The 18,283-nt window shown below is 71.2% G+C and carries 15 protein-coding genes; 7 read left to right on the top strand and 8 right to left on the bottom strand.

Annotated features, from left to right (window positions below; translation table 11 throughout):
* The coding region (locus tag FV229_RS27290; RefSeq protein WP_187275072.1) for a ferredoxin--NAD(+) reductase at positions 1-763 on the top strand (763 nt) is incomplete at its 5' end.
* Between the two features lie 265 nt (positions 764-1,028).
* Here FV229_RS27290 and FV229_RS06020 read toward each other — a convergent pair.
* Complete coding sequence (locus tag FV229_RS06020; RefSeq protein ID WP_147751091.1) at positions 1,029-3,575, bottom strand: glycogen/starch/alpha-glucan phosphorylase; 2,547 nt, start codon at positions 3,573-3,575, stop codon at positions 1,029-1,031.
* 322 nt (positions 3,576-3,897) lie between these two features.
* Between FV229_RS06020 and FV229_RS06025 the strand changes: the two genes are divergently transcribed.
* A complete protein-coding gene (locus tag FV229_RS06025; protein WP_147751092.1) occupies positions 3,898-5,484 on the top strand; it encodes an alpha-amylase family glycosyl hydrolase in 1,587 nt (528 codons plus the stop codon).
* A gap of 175 nt (positions 5,485-5,659) precedes the next feature.
* Positions 5,660-7,195, top strand: a complete 1,536-nt coding sequence (gene glgA, locus FV229_RS06030; protein WP_147751093.1) for a glycogen synthase GlgA — start codon at positions 5,660-5,662, stop codon at positions 7,193-7,195.
* Positions 7,196-7,228: 33 nt separating this feature from the next.
* On the opposite strand, the gene FV229_RS06035 is transcribed toward glgA, so the two are convergent.
* From FV229_RS06035 to FV229_RS06065, 7 genes are all read right to left on the bottom strand, one after another.
* Positions 7,229-8,662, bottom strand: a complete 1,434-nt coding sequence (locus FV229_RS06035) for a DUF2142 domain-containing protein (RefSeq protein WP_147751094.1) — start codon at positions 8,660-8,662, stop codon at positions 7,229-7,231.
* A complete protein-coding gene (locus FV229_RS06040; RefSeq protein ID WP_147751095.1) occupies positions 8,659-9,444 on the bottom strand; it encodes a glycosyltransferase family 2 protein in 786 nt (261 codons plus the stop codon). The genes FV229_RS06035 and FV229_RS06040 overlap by 4 nt, the downstream gene beginning before the upstream one ends.
* 46 nt (positions 9,445-9,490) lie before the next feature.
* Positions 9,491-10,450: a glycosyltransferase family 2 protein gene (locus tag FV229_RS06045; RefSeq protein ID WP_147751096.1), complete on the bottom strand. Its 960-nt coding sequence runs from the start codon at positions 10,448-10,450 to the stop codon at positions 9,491-9,493.
* On the bottom strand, positions 10,447-11,322 hold the full coding sequence (locus FV229_RS06050; RefSeq protein WP_246688071.1) for a glycosyltransferase family 2 protein: 876 nt from the start codon (positions 11,320-11,322) through the stop codon (positions 10,447-10,449). The genes FV229_RS06045 and FV229_RS06050 overlap by 4 nt, the downstream gene beginning before the upstream one ends.
* 133 nt (positions 11,323-11,455) lie before the next feature.
* Positions 11,456-12,574: an NADH:flavin oxidoreductase/NADH oxidase gene (locus tag FV229_RS06055; RefSeq protein WP_147751098.1), complete on the bottom strand. Its 1,119-nt coding sequence runs from the start codon at positions 12,572-12,574 to the stop codon at positions 11,456-11,458.
* A gap of 130 nt (positions 12,575-12,704) precedes the next feature.
* The gene (locus FV229_RS06060; protein WP_147751099.1) at positions 12,705-14,636 is read right to left on the bottom strand and encodes a propionyl-CoA synthetase; all 1,932 of its coding nucleotides are present in this window, start codon (positions 14,634-14,636) and stop codon (positions 12,705-12,707) included.
* 156 nt (positions 14,637-14,792) lie between these two features.
* Positions 14,793-14,975: a DUF465 domain-containing protein gene (locus FV229_RS06065; protein ID WP_147751100.1), complete on the bottom strand. Its 183-nt coding sequence runs from the start codon at positions 14,973-14,975 to the stop codon at positions 14,793-14,795.
* A 157-nt stretch (positions 14,976-15,132) separates the two neighbouring features.
* Between FV229_RS06065 and FV229_RS06070 the strand changes: the two genes are divergently transcribed.
* The 4 genes from FV229_RS06070 to FV229_RS06085 all read left to right on the top strand — a co-directional run bounded on the left by FV229_RS06070 (position 15,133) and on the right by FV229_RS06085 (position 18,213).
* Positions 15,133-15,351, top strand: a complete 219-nt coding sequence (locus tag FV229_RS06070) for a DUF465 domain-containing protein (protein ID WP_147751101.1) — start codon at positions 15,133-15,135, stop codon at positions 15,349-15,351.
* 122 nt (positions 15,352-15,473) lie between these two features.
* Positions 15,474-15,971 carry a 5-(carboxyamino)imidazole ribonucleotide mutase gene (gene purE, locus FV229_RS06075; RefSeq protein WP_147751102.1) on the top strand — a complete coding sequence of 166 codons (498 nt, stop codon included), beginning with the start codon at positions 15,474-15,476 and terminating at the stop codon, positions 15,969-15,971.
* Positions 15,968-17,068 (top strand): 5-(carboxyamino)imidazole ribonucleotide synthase, encoded by a 1,101-nt coding sequence (locus FV229_RS06080; protein ID WP_147751103.1) that lies wholly within the window; start codon positions 15,968-15,970, stop codon positions 17,066-17,068. The genes purE and FV229_RS06080 overlap by 4 nt, the downstream gene beginning before the upstream one ends.
* Positions 17,069-17,343: 275 nt before the next feature.
* Complete coding sequence (locus FV229_RS06085) at positions 17,344-18,213, top strand: tetratricopeptide repeat protein (RefSeq protein ID WP_147751104.1); 870 nt, start codon at positions 17,344-17,346, stop codon at positions 18,211-18,213.
* Positions 18,214-18,283 lie beyond the last annotated feature (70 nt).

Genomic DNA, 18,283 nt, shown 5'->3' on the forward strand with positions numbered 1-18,283 from the left:
GGGCCGGCGCGAGCGCACCGACCCGATCCGGCTGGCCCTGCCCGCCGGCCCCGCGATCCTCGCGCAGGCCGAGGAGCCGGCGCCCGCCGTCGCGATGCGCACGGGCACGGTCACCGACGTCCGCGCACTGACCGCACACGTAATCGAGCTGGTCGTCACCTTGAACAAGGACCTGCCGCTCGGCCCCGGCGCCCAGGTCGCCCTCGCGCTGGACGGCGTCGGCCTGCGCACCCTGTGCCCGACCCTGCGGGTCGACGGCTCGGCGGAGCTGAACGAGCTCGTGTTCCACCTCGCGCGGGACGAGGACGGCTGGTCGCTCGCCGACTCGCTGCCGCTGCACGCCGACGTGAAGGTCCGCGGACCGGTCGGTCGGGCTCAGTACCGCCCCGGCGGCGGGCGCCTCGTCCTCGTCTCCGCCGGCTGCGGTTTCGGCCAGATCTGGTCGATCGCCCGGGCGGCGCGCTACATCGAGCCGACCCGCGACATGTGCGTCGTCGTCGGCGCGCGCGATCCTCTCGACCTCTACATGCGTGAGAGCCTGGAATGGCTGCGGGCCACCGGCGTCGGGCGCATCGTGCTCAGCGCCGACCGGAGCCGCCAGCGACCGCCGGACGTGCGGCCGGGCCCGCTCACCGCCCACCTTCCGGCGCTCCGAGCCACCGACGTGGTGCACGTGGCCGGCGACAGCTCGACCGTCGGCGCCGTGCAGGTGCTGGCCGCCGCCGTCGGCGCGCGCTGCTACCCGGTTCTGGTCGACGCGTAGACCGCGCGCCGCGCCGCCTTGTTTGACGCTTTCGGGCCGCGGTGTTTCACGCATCGCCGCGCGACGGTCCCGGATGGATCGCTCGAAGCACCGCGCGGCCCCCTCTCCCATGGGGAGAGGCTTGGGGTGAGGGTCGTGACCTCTCCGGACGGTTCTCGTCCCTCACCCTGCCCCTCTCCCGCTCGGGAGAGGGGACCCGCGTGCGACCTGCACGGTTGAGGAGGCCGTCCGCCCCGACCCAGGATCGAAACCGGCGAAGCCGCGCTTAGACCTGCACCCGCCAGATCTCCTCGGCGTATTCCCGCATCGAGCGGTCGGAGGAGAACCACGCCATGCGCGCGGTGTTGCGGATCGCCATGGCCCACCAGCGCGCCTGGTCCTTCCAGGCGGCGTCGATCTCGCGCTGGGCCCGCCAGTAATCGTCGAAGTCGACGGTGAGCAGGTACTGGTCGCGGTGGCGCAGGTCGTCGGTGAGCGGCCGGAAGCGGTTCGGCTCGTCGGGCGAGAACCGGCCCGAGGCGATCATGTCGAGGGCGGCGGCCAGGCGCGGCGAGGCCTGGATCGCCTTCTGGGCGTAGTTGGTCTCGGTGATGCGCGCCTGCACGCCGGCGGCGTCGAGGCCGAAGATGAAGATGTTGTCCGCGCCGACGTGGTCGCGGATCTCGATGTTGGCGCCGTCGAGCGTGCCGACGGTGAGCGCGCCGTTCAGCGCGAGCTTCATGTTGCCGGTGCCCGACGCCTCCATGCCGGCGGTCGAGATCTGCTCGGACAGGTCGGCGGCCGGGATGATCGCCTCGGCGAGGCTCACCGAGTAGTTCGGCAGGAACACCACCTTCAGCCGGTCGGCGACCTCGGGGTCGTCGTTGACGGTCTTGGCGACGTCCAACGCCAGCTTGATGATCAGCTTGGCCTGGCTGTAGCTCGGCGCCGCCTTGCCGCCGAAGATCTTGACGCGGGGCGTCCAATCCTTGTGCGGCTCGGCCTTGATCGCCTGGTAGAGCGCCACCGTCTCGATGACGTTGAGCAGCTGGCGCTTGTATTCGTGGATGCGCTTGATCTGCACGTCGAACAGGGCCGAAGGGTCGACCTCGATCCCGGTGCGCTCGGCAATGATTTCGGCGAGCGCCTGCTTGCGGCTGAAGCGGGCCGCCGCGTAGCGCTTCACGAAGGCCGGATCCTCGGCGAAGGCATCGAGGCCGCGCAGCAGGCCCGGGTCGTCGAGGACGCCGGGGCCGACGGCCTCGACCGCGAGCCGGGTCAGGCCGGGGTTGGCGTTGTGGAGCCAGCGGCGGAAGGTGATGCCGTTGGTCTTGTTGACGATCTTGTCGCCGTCGAGGGCGTGCAGGTCGCGGAACACCGTCGAGCGCATCAGGTCGGTGTGGAGCGCGGAGACGCCGTTCACCCGGCGGGCGCCGTGGAAGGCGAGGTGCCCCATCCGCACGCGACGCCCCTGCGATTCGTCGATGAGCGAGACCGAGGCGAGGTGGGCGGCGAAGTTCGTCTCGCCCTGCCGGCCGTGGCGGCCCTGCTCTTCGAGGTGCATCCAGTTGATCAGGTAGATGATCTGCATGTGGCGCGGCAGCAGCCGTTCCATCAGCTCCACCGGCCAGGTCTCGAGGGCTTCCGGAAGCAGGGTGTGGTTGGTGTAGTGCAGCGTGTTGGTGGTGACGTGCCAGGCGTCCTCCCACTGCAGGCCGTGATCCTCCAGCAGGATGCGCATCAGCTCCGGCACCGCGATCGCCGGATGCGTGTCGTTGAGCTGGATCGCGGCGTGGTCGTGCAGCGAGCGGACGTCGCCGCGCTCGGCCACGTGCCGCCGGACGAGGTCCTGCAGCGAGGCGGAGGTGAAGAAGTATTCCTGGCGCAGGCGCAGCTCCTGGCCGGCGGTGGAGGAATCGCTCGGATACAGCACCCGCGAGATCGCCTCGGCCCGCATCCGGGCGGAGACCGCGCCGACGTGGTCGCCGCCGTTGAACTGCGCCAGCTCCACCGGCGCCTCGCTCTCGGCCTTCCAGAGCCGCAGCGTGTTGACGGTCTTGCCCTTCCAGCCGACCACCGGCACGTCGTGCGCCACGGCCAGCACGGTCTCGGCGGGATACCAGTGCCGGCGGATCACGCCGTCCGACACCGCGGCCATGGTGACGTGGCCGCCGAAGCCGATCGTGTAGGTCGCGTCCGGCCGCGCGAACTCCCACGGGTTGCCTTCCGCGAGCCAGGTCTCGGGCGCCTCGCGCTGCCAGCCGTCCTCGAAGGTCTGCCGGAACAGGCCGTGATCGTAGCGGATGCCGTAGCCCATCGCCGGGATGCCGATGCTCGCCATGCTCTCCATGAAGCAGGCCGCCAGCCGCCCGAGGCCGCCGTTGCCGAGCGCCGCGTCGGGCTCCGCGCCCTCCACGGTGCCGAGGTCGACGCCGAGGCTCTGCAACGCGGCGCGGGTGGTCTCGACGAGGCCGAGGTTGTTCATCGCATCGGACAAAAGCCGACCGATCAGGAATTCGAGGGAGAGGTAGTAGACGCGCTTGTTCGGCACCGACGCGTCCGTCGCCTGGCAGGCGTCGACGATCCGGTCGCGCAGCGCAAGCGCGGTGGCGGCGAACCAGTCGCGCTCGCGCGCCGTCTCGGGGGTCTTGCCGATGGCGTAGGCGAGCTTGCCGCGGATCGCCTCGCGAAGGTCGGCGACGGCGTCGCCGGAGGCGGGCTGAGCCGGCTTGTCCCAGACGGCGGGCTCGCGGAACGTCGCATGGGTCGTCCGCTCCGGTGCATCGGACCGGTCTTCACCGGGTGCGGGTGCCAGGATAGCGTCTTTCAGCACGTGCAATCCCCCATCGTCCGCGCCGGCGCGTCTTCGCGTCTCGAGCGCCACTTGCGTCCTTCGGCGGTTCTCGACCTCGCCACCTGAGGATCGACGATCCTGCGGTCGCTCACCGGTCTTGTCGAGGCGTCGCCGGAGTCCGACCATGTCGGCGGCGGCGATCTTGTCCGCCTTTGTGTCCTTTCAGACACAAGCACCGTCGCACCCAAACCCGACAGGACTTTGTCACGCCGGTGTTGAACTCTGGGTGAACCCTGGTCCCATCGCGCCCTGCCTGCGGAGACGCTAAAGCCGGGGCCTGTCAACTTCGGGGATATCGTCCATGGCCGATACCGTCTGGTGGAAGCGCGGCACCGTCTACCAGGTCTACCCGCGCTCGTTCCAGGACACGGACGGCGACGGGATCGGCGACCTGCGCGGGATCACGGCGCGGCTCGAACACCTCGCCTGGCTCGGCGTCGACGCGGTCTGGATCTCGCCGATCTATCCCTCGCCGATGGCCGATTATGGCTACGACGTGGCGGATTACTGTGGAATCGACCCGCTCTTCGGCACGCTGGCAGACTTCGACGACCTCGTTGCAGAAGCCCGCCGGCGGCGACTGAAGGTGATTCTCGACTTCGTACCGAATCACAGCGCGATCACGCATCCGTGGTTTGCCGAAAGCCGCGCCTCGCGAACGGACCCGCGGCGGGACTGGTACATCTGGCGCGATCCGGCGCCGGATGGCGGCCCGCCCAACAACTGGCTCAGCAACTTCGGCGGCCCGGCCTGGACGCTCGATCCGGCGACCGGGCAATACTACTACCACGCCTTCCTGCGCGAGCAGCCCGACCTGAACTGGCGCAACCCGGAGGTCCGCGCCGCCATGCACGACGCCCTGCGATTCTGGCTCGACCGCGGCGTCGACGGCTTCCGCGTCGACGTGATCTGGCACCTGATGAAGGACGCCGGATTTCGCGACAACCCGGAGAACCCGGACTTCTCGCCCGAGCAGGCGGAGATCAACCGCTTCGCCCAGGTCTACTCGGCCGACCGCCCGGAGGTCCTCGACGTCATCGCCGAGATGCGCGCGGTGCTGCGCCCCTACGGCGAGCGGGTGCTGATCGGCGAGATCTACCTGCCGATGGAGCGGCTGATGGCCTATTACGGCCCTGATCTGAGCGGCGCCGACATGCCGTTCAACTTCCAGTTGATCCAGACGCCGTGGACCGCCGAGGCGGTGTCCGACCTCGTCGCGAACTACGAGGCGGCCCTGCCCGAGGGCGGCTGGCCGAACTGGGTGCTCGGCAACCACGACCAGCCGCGCATCGCCGCGCGCGTCGGACCGGATCAGGCGCGGATCGCGGCGATGCTGCTGCTGACGCTGCGCGGCACGCCGACGCTGTACTACGGCGACGAGATCGGGCTCGCCCACGTGCCGATCCCGCCGGACCGGGTCCGCGACCCGTGGGAACGCAACGAGCCCGGCCACGGCCGCGACCCCGAGCGGACGCCGATGCAGTGGGACGGCGAGGCCCATGCCGGCTTCTCCACCGCAGAGCCCTGGCTGCCGCTCTCGCCGGATGCGGCGACCCGGAACGTCGACGCCCTGCGCGACGACCCGACCTCGATCCTCACGCTCTATCGTCGGCTCCTCGCCCTACGCCGCGAGCACGCGGCCCTGTCGGTGGGCGCCTATCGCGGCGTCGCGGCCAGCGCCGCGGACGTGTTCGCCTACGAGCGCTTTTCCGCGGACGGCGTGTTCCGCATCCTGCTCAATTTCGGCGAGGCGGCGCACGCCCTCGACCTGAAGGGCGACGAAACCTGGACGGTGGTGCTGTCGACCCGGGGCCATCGCGGCGGGGAGCGCACCGCCGCAACGGTCGAACTCGGGCTGAACGAGGGGCTGATCCTGCGCAGGATCTAGGCGTGCGAACGCTTATGCCGCAGTGCAATGCGATGAACCGCCCATTAACGGTCTGCTGGCCTAGATTGTGCGTCGCAGCGGAAACCGGCGGGGCACGAGGGCGTTGGCAATGTCGAGATCGGTTGCGGATGAAGCGGTGCGCCAGGACCGTTCCGCACGACGCGGAATCCCGTTGATGGTCGAGCCCCAAGCGTTCCATTCCGCTTCTGCGAACGCCCTCCGGCCGATCCCGACGCCGTCGAACGCCCTGCCCGACCTTCGCACCGCACTGCAGCCCCGCATCCTCTACGCCACGCCGGAGATGGCCGACTTCGTCAAGACCGGCGGTCTCGGCGAGGTGGCTGGCGCGCTGCCGCGGGCGCTGCGCAAGCAGTACGACGTCCGCGTCCTGATCCCCGGCTACCGGCAGGTGGTGGAGGCGTTCCCGTCCATGCCCGTGGTGGCGCGGCTCGACGGGTTCGCCGGCGTCCCGCCCTGCGATCTCGGCCTCGTCGAGACCGGCGACGGCCTTCGCATCTACGTCCTGCTCAGCCCCGACCTGTACGAGCGCGACGGCACGCCCTACGGCAACGCCGAAGGCGACTTCTCCGACAACGACCTGCGCTTCGCACGGCTGAGCCTCGCGGCCGCAGAGATCGCGCAGGGTGCCGACCCCGCCTGGGCCGCCGACCTGCTCCACCTCAACGACTGGCAGTCGGCGCTGGCCCCGGCCTACCTCGCCTGGCGCCGCATCCGCGTGCCGAGCGTGCTGACGATCCATAACCTCGCCTACCAGGGCTTGTTTCCGCGTGAGACCATGGCCCGCCTCGGCATGCCCGAGGACGCCTTCGACATGAACGGCGTCGAGTTCTACGGGCAGCTCTCGTTCCTGAAGGCGGGCCTGTACTACGCCACCCACGTCACCACGGTGAGCGAGACCTACGCCCGCGAGATCCTGACGCCGGATTCCGGCTGCGGCCTCGACGGCCTGCTGCGGACGCGGGCGGCGCAAGGCCGGCTCGCCGGCATCCTCAACGGCATCGACGAGAGCTGGGACCCGCGCACCGATCCGCACCTCGCCACCCGCTTCGAGGCCGACGACTGGAAGGGCAAGCGCGCCAACGCCGAATCGGTGCGGCGCCAGTTCGGGCTCGCGGTCTCGCGCGGGCCGCTCTTCGCCATCGTCTCGCGCCTCGTGCACCAGAAGGGCATCGACCTCTCGATCCAGGCCGCGGAGACCATCGTCGCCGAGGGCGGCCAGCTCGTGGCGATCGGCCAGGGCGAGGCCCGGTTCGAGGATGCGCTGCGCGGCCTCGCCCGCCGCCACCCGGATTCGGTCGGCGTCCACGTCGGGTTCGAGGAGCGGGACGCCCGCCGGATGTTCGCCGGCAGCGACTTCCTGCTGATGCCGTCGCGCTTCGAGCCCTGCGGCCTTGCGCAGATGTACGCCCAGCGCTTCGGCTCGCTGCCGATCGTGCGACGCACCGGGGGCCTGGCCGACACGGTCGAGGACGGCGTCACCGGCTTCACCTTCGCCGACCCGTCGCCGCGGGGCTTCACCGGCGCCGTGCGCCGGGCGCTCGACACCTTCGCCCAGAAGAAGCGGCTCAACGCCATGCGCCGGACGGCGATGTCGCGCACCTTCGGCTGGGACGAGGCCGCCGCCAACTACGGCGACCTCTACGGCCGCGCCTTCGGCAACGGTGCCGCCCTACGCTGGCGCGCCGCCTGAGGCACCGGGCACCACGTCATCAGGTCGCGCCCGTCACAGGGTCGCGAACGGCACAACGGCGAGCCCGATGGCCGCGAGCGCGATCGGCGCGAACCGGAGAACGCGGCGCCTTGATCCGGTCGCGGCGTTCGCCATTGTGAGCGCGAACAGCGGCAGGATCGGCAGCAGGTAGCGCCCCTGCGGACCGTCGACGCGGGGATCGCCGACATTCGTCCAGCTGAGATACTGCGACAGCAGGACGAGCCAGAAGGCGAGCCCCGCCGCGAAGACCATCAGCGCGAGCGACGCCCCGCCCTCGCGTCGTCCTCCGGAGCCGGCGGCGGCCGTGGCGAGCGCGGCGATCCATAGCCAGACGACGATTTTGGGCAGGTGGCGATCGTGCCAGCCGAGGATGCCGACCGTGCCCTCGGACAGCATCACCAGGTGCTTCACCGAAAGGAGGAAGCGCGCCGGCACGGTGACGAAGCGGACCGGATCCGCCGTCAGCACGCGGAGCTGTGCTGCCGGATCGGTGCCGAGGAACGTCGCCGGACGCTCGCCCTGCCAGAGCGGACCCGCCTCGTAGGCCGCGCGTGGCACCGGCGTTGCGATGGTCGCCGTGGCGTACACGGTCCAGAGCGCAGCCGGCAGCACGACCGCCGCGACTAATGCCAGGCGTGGCAGCAGCCCGGCGCCGACCTGCCGCCAGGTCCCACTTGGGAGCGGCAGAAGCAGCATCAGCGCGATCGGCGCGTAGGGCGGCTTCGCCAGCAGGATCAGGGCGACGAGCACGGCCGCTGCGGCGTAGCGCCGTCTGCCCGGCGGCGCATCCGTCTCGACGGTCAGGAGTGCGGCGGCGAGGATCGCGGTGGCGACGATCAGGCCGTCCTGGTTGAACGAGGCGGCGAGCGACAGCGCCATCGGCAGGGCGAGCACGGCGAAGAGCCAGGCCCGCCCGCGCCGCGCCAGCACGAGGGCGCAGGCGCCGACCAGCCCGTAGGCCGCGACGTTGAACAGGCGTCCGAGCCGGGCGGAGGCGCGGGCCGACAGATCGAGGGCGTGGCCGAGCCCGAGACCCGCGGCCGCCGGCCCGTAGAAGACGGGGACGTAGGTGGCGATCGTGTAGAGCGGCGCGAAGGCGCCGGCACCGCCCCAGGGACCGGTGCCGACCGCCGGATCGACCGGCGCCGCCGCGATCCGGGCGTCGGCCGGCTCCCGCGTGCGGGCGAGCGCCTCCCAGACCCGGTCGACGCGCACGCCCGCCGCGATTGCCGCCCGCCCGTCGGGCCGGGTGATCGTCTCGCGATGCCCGACGAGCTGGCCTTGGGCGAGGCTCGCCGCGCGCATGAGGTGAGACGGTTCGTCCGCGACCTCGCCGAGGGGGACGGCGAGCGCGAGCACGAGGCAGAGCGGCATCGCCAGGAGCAGGAACGCGCCGAGCCAGAGACGCAGGTCGGCGGCGCCTATCAGGCCGTCCGGGACTCTCATCGCCGCGGCGTCTCGGCCACCGGTCGCACGCGCGTCCCCTCGGCGGGCGCGAAGAGCGGGTCCTGCCGCAATCCGAGGCGGTGCAGACGGTAAGCGAAGGCGGTGCCCAGCACACCGAACCCGTAGACGACGCTGCGCCGGAAGTTGATCGACGAGGCTTCGGCAAAGTACCGCGTCGGGCACGAGATTTCGCCGATGCGGTGGTCGGCGTGCATCGCCAGGGCGAGCATCTGGTTGTCGAACACGAAGTCGTCCGAGCAGCGGTCGAGGGGGATCGTCTCGATCACCTGGCGGCTCCAGGCGCGATAGCCGGAATGATATTCCGACAGCTTCTGGCCCATCAGGATGTTCTGCAGCAGCGTCAGCACGCGGTTCGCCACGTACTTGTAGCGCGGCATCCCGCCTGCCAGCGCGCCCTTGCCGAGGATGCGCGAGGCGAGGACGGCATCGTACTCGCCGGACACGATCATCGAGGCCATCGCGGTGACGAGGCGCGGCGCGTACTGGTAGTCCGGGTGGAGCATGACGACGATGTCGGCGCCCCGCGCCAGCGCCGCCCGGTAGCAGGTCTTCTGGTTGCCGCCGTAGCCGCGGTTGCGTTCGTGCCGGATGGTGTGGATGCCGAGGCTTTCGGCGAGCGCCGCCGTCCGGTCACGGCTCGCGTCGTCGATCAGGATGATGTCGTCGACGATGTCCTTGGGGATGTCGTCGAACGTCCGCCGCAGGGTCGCCTCGGCGTTGTAGGCCGGGAGGACGACGGCGATCTTCTGTCCGTGAAGCATGAGATCCTTCTGCGATCGGCGCGCGCGGCGTGGGCCGCCTTCGAATTCAGGGCGCGCGGCGAAGCCGCACGAGGAGGCCCGGCATCGCGCCGGCGAGCAGCAGGGCGGCGTGGACGACCTGCCCCGCCTCCCGCGGCGAGCGCCGCAGCAGCGCCAACCCGAGCCGTAGCGGAAGGTGGAACGCGAAGGTCGCCCCCGCGAGCGTCAGCGCCGTCGCAAAGCCATGGTGCTTGGCCGCGTAGAGGATGCGGCTGCGCTGGATATAGAACAGGCGCCGCGCCTTCACCTGCCGGGTCGTCCCCTGCCCGTCGTGCCGGACCGTCACCTCGGCGAGGTGGCGGACCGTGAAGCCCGCATCCCAGACGCGGGCGCAGAGGTCGACGTCCTCGTAATAGACGTGGAAGCGCTCGTCGAAGCCGCCGAGCCGTTCGAACAGCGAGCGCCGGATCATCAGGAACGCGCCCATCACCTGATCGACCGGCCCTGACGCGGCGTGGTCCCACTCCGTCATGAAGTGCGTCGGCACCCGCCCCGGCAGCAGCCGGTCGAGGTGGAGTTCCTGTCCGATCAAGCTTTTCGCGCTCGGACGCCGCGCACACATCCGCTGCACTTGACCCGCGCCGTCGACCAGCTGCGCGCCGACGACGCCGACGGTCGGGTCTTGCGCAAGCGCGGCCAGCGCCAGCCGCAGGGCGTCCGGCCCGGCCTCGGTGTCGGGGTTCAGGAACAGGATCGCCGGCGCCCGGCCGAGCGCGGCACCCTGGTTGCAGGCGCGGCCGAACCCGGCGTTGTCGGGGTTGCGCAGCACGGTGAGCCGGAGGTCCGGCCGCTCCAGCCCGTCGGCGGAGCCGTCGACGGAGGCGTTGTCGACGACGACCACCGCCTTTGCGGGGTCTTCGCCGGCGGCAGCCAGGCTCGCGAGGCAGGCGCGCACCAGGGCGCCGCCGTTCCAGTTGACGATCACGACGTCGATCTCGGCCGGCCCTTGGGCGAGGGGCGCCGTCATGGCGCGTCGGCCGGGCGCCCGAGCCGGCCACGGAAGCCGTCGAGCACCGCTTGCGCGAGCCGCCGCAGCACCGCCGGCCGGTAGCCGCCGTCGCGCCAGTACAGCGCGACCTGAAGCGGGAGGTAGGCGAGCTGGCGCAGCTTCCACGGCAGCGGGATGTGGCGCAGGCGCCAGCCGTAGACGGAGTTGCGCAGGTACGTCGCCATGCGGAACAGCGGCTGGCGCGGCATCTCGATGCCGAACGCGCGGATCGTGCCGCCGCCGACGCGGTGGCCGATCGTGGCCTCCCGCGTCATCCAGCACCCATAGCCGGCGCTCCAGGCGCGAAAGCACCATTCGAGCTCGACGCCGTCGATGAAGTAGTCCGCTCGGAACGGCCCGACCGCGCGGAACGCCGCCACGTCGATGAGCGAACCGGAGGTGGCCAGGAATTCCACCGGCAGCAGCGTGCCGACCGCTTCGCGGCCGGGGCGTTGCCGGAACCGCGGGGGCTTGGCGGCGTCGTTCGCCCGCCCCGGCACCGGGCCGACCACCGCGCAAGGACGGTTCTCGGCCAGCAGGCGGTCGCGGGCCCCGGCCAGGGCGGCGACCATGTCCGAGCCGACCTGCGCGTCCTGGTCCAGCAGGAGCACGGCGTCCGCGCCGCCGCGCGCCGCCGCCTCGACGACGGCGTTGAGCGCGGCGGCGACGCCGACATTGGTCTCGGCCGACAGCAGGCGCACGCCGGCCGCCTCGAGCTTCATGCGATCCACCGGTCCGAGGCCGCCGTTGTCGAAGGCGAGGACCGGATGCGCGCTTCCGGCGTAGCGCCGGACGATGTCGTCGACCTGGTCGCGGCTCGGGTGGAACAGGGTCAGGCCGATGGCCAGCATCTCGCACATCCAAGACTGGCCGCGCAGGACGGGCTGCGCAGGACAGGCCGCGGCCGGCCTGCGGCCCGAGCCGATACCGGAATCGCGCGCCCGAGGCGAGGCCCGGGCGATCGAGGCTCGGTGCTCAGCGCGATCAGCGCTGTCCGAAGGTCGGGTCCTTGAACAGGTCCTTGTAGGCCCGCGGCTGCGAGCGCCAGTACTGCTTGGGCGCCCGCACGGTCGCGCCGAGCTCGGCCGCCGCGTGCCAGGGCCAGCGCGGATCATAGAGCATGGCGCGGGCGAGCGAGATCGCGTCCGCCCGGCCCTCGGCCAGGATCGCCTCGGCCTCGGCCGGCTCGGTGATCAGCCCGACGGCCATGGTCGCGAGCCCGGTCTCGGCCTTGATCCGCTCGGCGTAGGGCACCTGGTAGCCCGGCCCGAGCTTGATCGCCTGCTTCGGCGAGACGCCGCCGGTGGAGACGTGGATCGCCGGCGAGCCGGCCCGCTTCAGGCGCTGGGCGAGTTCGACGGTCTCCTCCAGGTCCCAGCCGTCCTCGACCCAGTCGGTGGCCGAGACCCGCATCCACACCGGATGGCCCGCGGGCACCACCGCGCGCACGGCCTCGAACACCTCCAGCGGGAACCGCATCCGGTTTTCCAGGCTGCCGCCGTAGGCGTCGGTGCGCTGGTTGGCGAGCGGCGAGAGGAACTGGTGGAGCAGGTAGCCGTGGGCGCCGTGCAACTCGAACGCCTCGATCCCAAGGCGCACCGCGCGCTTGGCGGTCGCGACGAAGTCGTCGCGGATGCGTTTGAGGTCCGCCGCGTCGAGGGCGTGGGGCGCCACCTCGCCGTCGCCGTGCGCCAGCGCCGACGGCGCCTCGGTGCGCCATCCGTAGGGATGCTCCGGCGCGATCTGCTGGCCGCCGTCCCACGGCGCCTGGCTCGACGCCTTGCGGCCGGCATGGGCGATCTGGATGCAGACCGGGATCGGCGCGTAGTCGCGGATCGCCGACAGAACCCGGCCCAAGGCCCGCTCGCAGCCGTCGGAATAGAGCCCGAGGTCCCACGCCGTGATGCGCGCCTCGGGCGACACCGCCGTCGCCTCCAGCGTCAGCAGCCCGGCGCCCGACATCGCGAGCTGCCCGAGATGCATCATGTGCCAGTCGGTCGCCTCGCCGTCGCGCGCCGAGTACTGGCACATCGGCGCGATCAGGATGCGGTTCTCCAGCGTCAGGTCGTCGAGCTTGAGCGGTTCGAACAGGCGGGCGGTCATCGGCAACTCCGGGTTGCGGGGGCCCGCGCTGTGTGCCGCACTCTCGGGGCGGACGCCAGTTCGCCGCCTCATGCCAGTCCTCCGCCGGGCCCTGCCCTCGGCTTGCCTTCGCGACGCGGCTGGTCGCGCCCTACCCCTCCCCGATCCCCCGCGCCTTCAGGCTTTCGCCGATCTCGTCCAGGACGCCCGCGTCGTCGATGGTCGCCGGCATGGTCCAGGGCTCGTGGTCGGCGATGCGCTTCATCGTGGCGCGCAGGATCTTGCCCGAGCGGGTCTTCGGCAGCCGCTGCACCGTAAGCGCGAGCTTGAAGGCGGCCACGGGGCCGATCTCGTCGCGGATCTTGGCGACCAGTTCACGCTCGATCTCGGTCGGGTCGCGCGCGACCTGCGCCTTGAGCACGACGAAACCGCAGGGCGCCTCGCCCTTCAGCGCGTCGCGGATGCCGATGACCGCGCATTCGGCGACGTCGGGGTGGGACGACAGCACCGCCTCCATCCCGCCGGTGGAAAGCCGGTGGCCGGCGACGTTGATGATGTCGTCCGTCCGCCCGAGCACGGTGATGTAGCCGTCGGCGTCGATCACGCCCGCATCCGATGTGTCGTACCAGCCGGGAAAGGTCTCGAGATAGCTCGTGCGCATCCGGGTATCGGAGCCCCACAGGGTCGGCAGGCATCCCGGCGGCAGCGGCAGGCGGATCGCGATGGTGCCCATCGTGCCGGCGGGCACCGGCTTGCCGCCCTCGTCGAGCACCTGCACGTCGTAGCCCGGCATCGGCACGCAGGTGCTGCCGTGCTTGACCGGGAGCAGCCCCAGGCCGACCGGGTTGCCGGCGATCGGCCAGCCGGTCTCGGTCTGCCACCAATGGTCGACCACCGGCCGGTCGAGCACGCGCTCGGCCCAGGCGACCGAATCCGGGTCCGCGCGCTCGCCGGCCAGGAACAGGGTGCGGAAGCGCGAGAGGTCGTGGCCGGCCACATGGCTGCCTTTCGAATCCTCCTTCTTGATGGCGCGAAGCGCCGTCGGCGCCGTGAACAGGCAGACCGTGCCGGTCTCGGCGACGACCCGCCAGAACGCGCCGGGATCGGGGGTGCCGACCGGCTTGCCCTCGTACAGGACCGTGGTGCAGCCGTGCAGCAGCGGCGCGTAGACGATGTAGGAATGGCCGACCACCCAGCCGATGTCGGAAGCGCAGAAGTAGGTCTCGCCGGGCTGCACGCCGTAGAGGTTGGACATCGACCAGCTGAGCGCGACGAGGTAGCCGCCGGTGTCGCGCACCACGCCCTTGGGCTTGCCGGTGGTGCCGGAGGTGTAGAGCACGTAGAGCGGGTCGGTCGCGGCCATCGGCACGCAGTCCGGCGCCCGCCCCTCGGCCGCCGCGACCGCCTCGGCCCAATCCCGGTCGCGGCCCTCGACGAGGCTCGCGAGGGCTTGCGGGCGCTGAAGGATGAGGCAGGCGGCGGGCTTGTGCCGGGCCGTGGCGAGGGCGGCGTCCAGCAGCGGCTTGTAGGCGACCACCCGGCTCGGCTCGATGCCGCAGGAGGCGGCGAGCACCACCTTCGGCGCCGCGTCCTCGATCCGGACGCTCAGCTCGTTGGCGGCGAACCCGCCGAACACCACCGAGTGCACCGCGCCGATGCGGGCGCAGGCGAGCATGCCGAACAGGGCTTCAGGCACCATCGGCATGTAGAGGATCACCCGGTCGCCCCGGCCGACGCCGAGGTCGGCGAGCACGGCGGCCAGGGCCGAGACCTCGCGCAGGAGGTCCGCATAGGTGATGGCGCGCTTGGTGCCCGTGACCGGCGAATCGTAGCGGATCGCGACCTGCTCCGCGCGGCCGCCGGCGACGTGCCGATCGACGGCGTTCCAGCAGGCGTTCAGCGCCCCGTCGGGGAACCAGCGACCGTAGGGGCCGGACTTGGGCTCGAAGGCCCGGGTCGGCTCCGTCGTCCAATCGATCGCCCGCGCCGCGTCGAGCCAGAACCCCTCGGGGTCGCGCATCGCGCGCTCATGCACCGCGGCGTAGCGCGACGGCTGGTCTGGGGAGGGGTCGGCGGTCGGCATGGCGGCTCCTCGGACGGGGCGGCCTCTTCGGGGGTCGCCTCCTGGCAGCGAAGCTAGCAGGATTGCGGGCCGCGCAGGATCGAGCGGCTGCATAAAAAAGCCGCGCCGTGGGGGACGGCGCGGCGGATCTCGGTGTCGTGCTTCGAAACAGGTCCGTCAGTGCAGCGTGTCGACGCCCGCCTGCAGCCGGTTGATCTCGTCCTTCAGGAGAAGTTTGCGCCGCTTCAACTCGGCGATGTGCAGGTCGTCCTCGGACGGCCTCAGCGTCGCCTGGTGGATTTCGCGTTCGAGGGCTTCGTGCTTCCGGGTGAGCTGGCTCAGATGCGTCTGCAGCGACATGAGTCGTGTCTCCTGTCATCGTTCCGACGCGGGGAATCTGGCACATGTCGAGCCGGCTGTCGAAGGCAATCCTCAGCCTATGCCTCACGAATGCTTGCCGCTCGGGCGTGCCTGACGCATGCTCGATTCCGGCACAGGTTGGTTTTCGAAGGCGGCGATGGCGGTTGAGTTGGTCCCGGATGCGCAATCCGAACTGGACGTCGAGCTGGCGCGGCTGAAACAGGAGCATCGCGACCTCGACGACGCGATCGATGCCCTCGAGCGCAACGTCGCCGGCGACCAGCTGCAGATCCAGCGCCTGAAGAAGCGCAAGCTGACGCTGCGCGACAGGATCGCCTTCGTCGAGGACCAGATCACCCCCGACATCATCGCCTGATGCCGGTGGATGCCGGTGCGCCTCGCCTTGCCGCGCCGGGTCGGCGCCTGTAAGCGGCGAGCTTGCCAGCGGCGAGGACGGGCCGACCGGCCCGCATCGCGAAGGAAATGGGTTTGACGCGGATGGTGCCGTCGCCTGCGGTCGCGATCATCATGGGCAGCCAGTCCGACTGGGCGACCATGCGGAACGCCGCCGACACCCTCGACGCGCTCGGCGTCGCCTACGACGCGCGCATCGTCTCGGCTCATCGCACGCCGGACCGGCTGGTGGCCTTCGCCAAGGGCGCCAAGGCTGCCGGCTTCAAGGTCGTGATCGCGGGCGCGGGCGGCGCGGCGCACCTGCCGGGCATGGCCGCCGCGATGACGAGCCTCCCGGTCTTCGGCGTGCCGGTGGAATCGAAGGCGTTGTCGGGACAGGACAGCCTGCTCTCGATCGTGCAGATGCCGGCCGGCATCCCCGTCGGCACCCTGGCGATCGGCCGGGCCGGCGCGGTGAACGCCGCGCTGCTCGCCGCCGCCGTGCTCGCCCTGTCCGACGACGCGTTGGCCCAGCGCCTGGACGCCTGGCGCGCGGCCCAGACCGCATCCGTCGCCGAACGGCCGGAGACCGAGACCCCGTGACCCCAAAGACCATCGCGCCCGGCGGCACCCTCGGCATCGTCGGCGGCGGCCAGCTCGGCCGCATGATCGCGCTGGCCGCGGCCAACATGGGCCTCAAGGCCCACATCTACTGCCCCGATGCCGACAGCCCGGCCTTCGACGTGGCGGCTAAGACCACCTGCGCCGCCTACGACGACGCGGAGGCGCTGACGCGATTCGCGCAAAGCGTCGACGTGGTGACCTACGAGTTCGAGAACATCCCGCGCGAGACCGCCGACCTGCTCGCGGCCCACGCCGCCCTGCATCCCAGCGCCTCGGCGCTGGCGACGACGCAGGACAGGCTGTCGGAGAAGGACTTCATCAACCGCCTCGGCATCCCGACGGCGCCGTTCCGCGCCGTCGACACGCCCGACGACTTCGCCCGCGCCCTCGACGCGATCGGCCGCCCGGCCGTGCTGAAGACCCGCCGGTTCGGCTACGACGGCAAGGGCCAGCGCATCATCCGGACGGAGGCCGAATCGGACCGCAACGCGATCTTCGCCGAGTTCGGCGGCGCGGCTTTGATCCTCGAAGGCTTCGTCGCGTTCGAGCGGGAAGTCTCGGTGGTCGCGGCGCGGTCCGGCGACGGGAGCTTCGCCGCCTTCGACCTGTGCGAGAACGAGCACCGCGACCACATCCTCGCCGTCACCCGCGTGCCAGCGCCGGGCATCGCACCCGAGACTGCGCAGGCCGCCCTCGGCATCGCCCGGACGATCGCCGACGCCCTCGACTACGTCGGGGTGCTCGCCGTCGAGATGTTCCTGGTGCGCGAGGCCGACGGCGCCGAGCGCCTCGTCGTGAACGAGATCGCGCCGCGGGTGCACAATTCCGGGCACTGGACGATCGAGGGCACGACCACCTCGCAGTTCGCCCAGCACGTGCGCGCGGTCTGCGGCTGGCCGCTGGGCGATCCGTCCCGCCCGGGCGGATTGAAGGCCGAGATGCGCAACCTCATCGGCGACGAGGTGGAAGGCTGGCGATCGGTGCTGGCCGAGCCCGGCGCGCACCTCCACCTCTACGGCAAGGGCGAGGCCCGGCCCGGCCGCAAGATGGGCCACGTCACCCGCCTCAAGCCCTGAACTCCGATGCATCTGCACCACAGCGGATGACTCGCGTGCCCCCCGCTTCGACGTTCGCGACGACTTTTCGCGTCGAGCCATACGTTCGCCACATCGGCCCGCATCAACGGGATCGTCGCCCGCGCTTAATCGGGCGTTCACCGCGATGCGCGAACGTGCTGGGGCCAACGCAACCGGATCGGACCGGCCGCGCGCCGGCCGCGCCGCTCGGGGTGCGTGGATCAGGGATTCGGGCGTGCTGAAGGCTTGAGCACCGTGCCGAGGGGAATGGGGCGATGACGTCAGACAGCGTGCGGTTACAACGGGCTCTGCTCGGCCTCGCGGCGCTCGCGAGCGTGGGGCTCGCCGGCTGCGAGACCGTGGGAAGCGCTGCCGGCTCGCGGCAATTCGCCGTGCTGGAGGCGGACACCACGGGCGCGACCAACGTCAACATCGCTTCGCTGACCGAGGTGGTGCAGCGTAACCCCAACGACGCCGCCGCCTACAACACCCGTGGCGCGGCCTACGCCCGCGCCGGCCAGTTCAACGACGCGATCGGCGACTTCACCAAGGCGGTGCAGATCGACCCGAATTCGGGCTCGGCCTACAACAACCGCGCGCTGGCCTATCGCCAGACCGGCCGCAACGACGCCGCGCTGCAGGACTTCACCAAGGCGATCGCCTCCGACCCGAATTACGGCCCGGCCTATATCGGCCGCGCCAACGTGCTGCGCGCCCAGGGCGACCTCGAAGGCGCGATGCGCGACCTCAACGTCGCGATCCGCCTGATGCCGGAATCGGCCGAGGCGTATCACGCCCGCGGCCTGGTCCGGCAGAAGCAGGGCCAGGACATCGCCGCCATCGGCGACTTCGACGCCGCGATCGACCGCAACCCCTTCGTCAGCGCGCCCTACGCCGCCCGCGGCCAGAGCCTGATCGCCACGAACAAATACGACAAGGCGATCGAGGACTACAACGCCGCGCTCAACGTCGACAACAAGGACGCGACCTCCTGGGCCTATCGCGGCCTCGCCTACGAGAAGTCGAACCGGAAGAAGGAGGCGATGGAGAACTACCAGCGCGCCTCGACCATCGACCCGAACAACACGATCGCGCGCCAGGGCCTCGGCCGCGTGCAGGGCGGCGTCGGCTCGCTGTTCAACTGAGCTTCCGCCGCACGTTCCTGCGATCGGCGCCGCGCGAGAGCGCGGCGTTTTTCGTTTCAAGGCCGCGACG

The organism is Methylobacterium sp. WL120 (assembly GCF_008039465.1).
In the GTDB taxonomy this organism is placed as follows: domain Bacteria; phylum Pseudomonadota; class Alphaproteobacteria; order Rhizobiales; family Beijerinckiaceae; genus Methylobacterium; species Methylobacterium cerastii.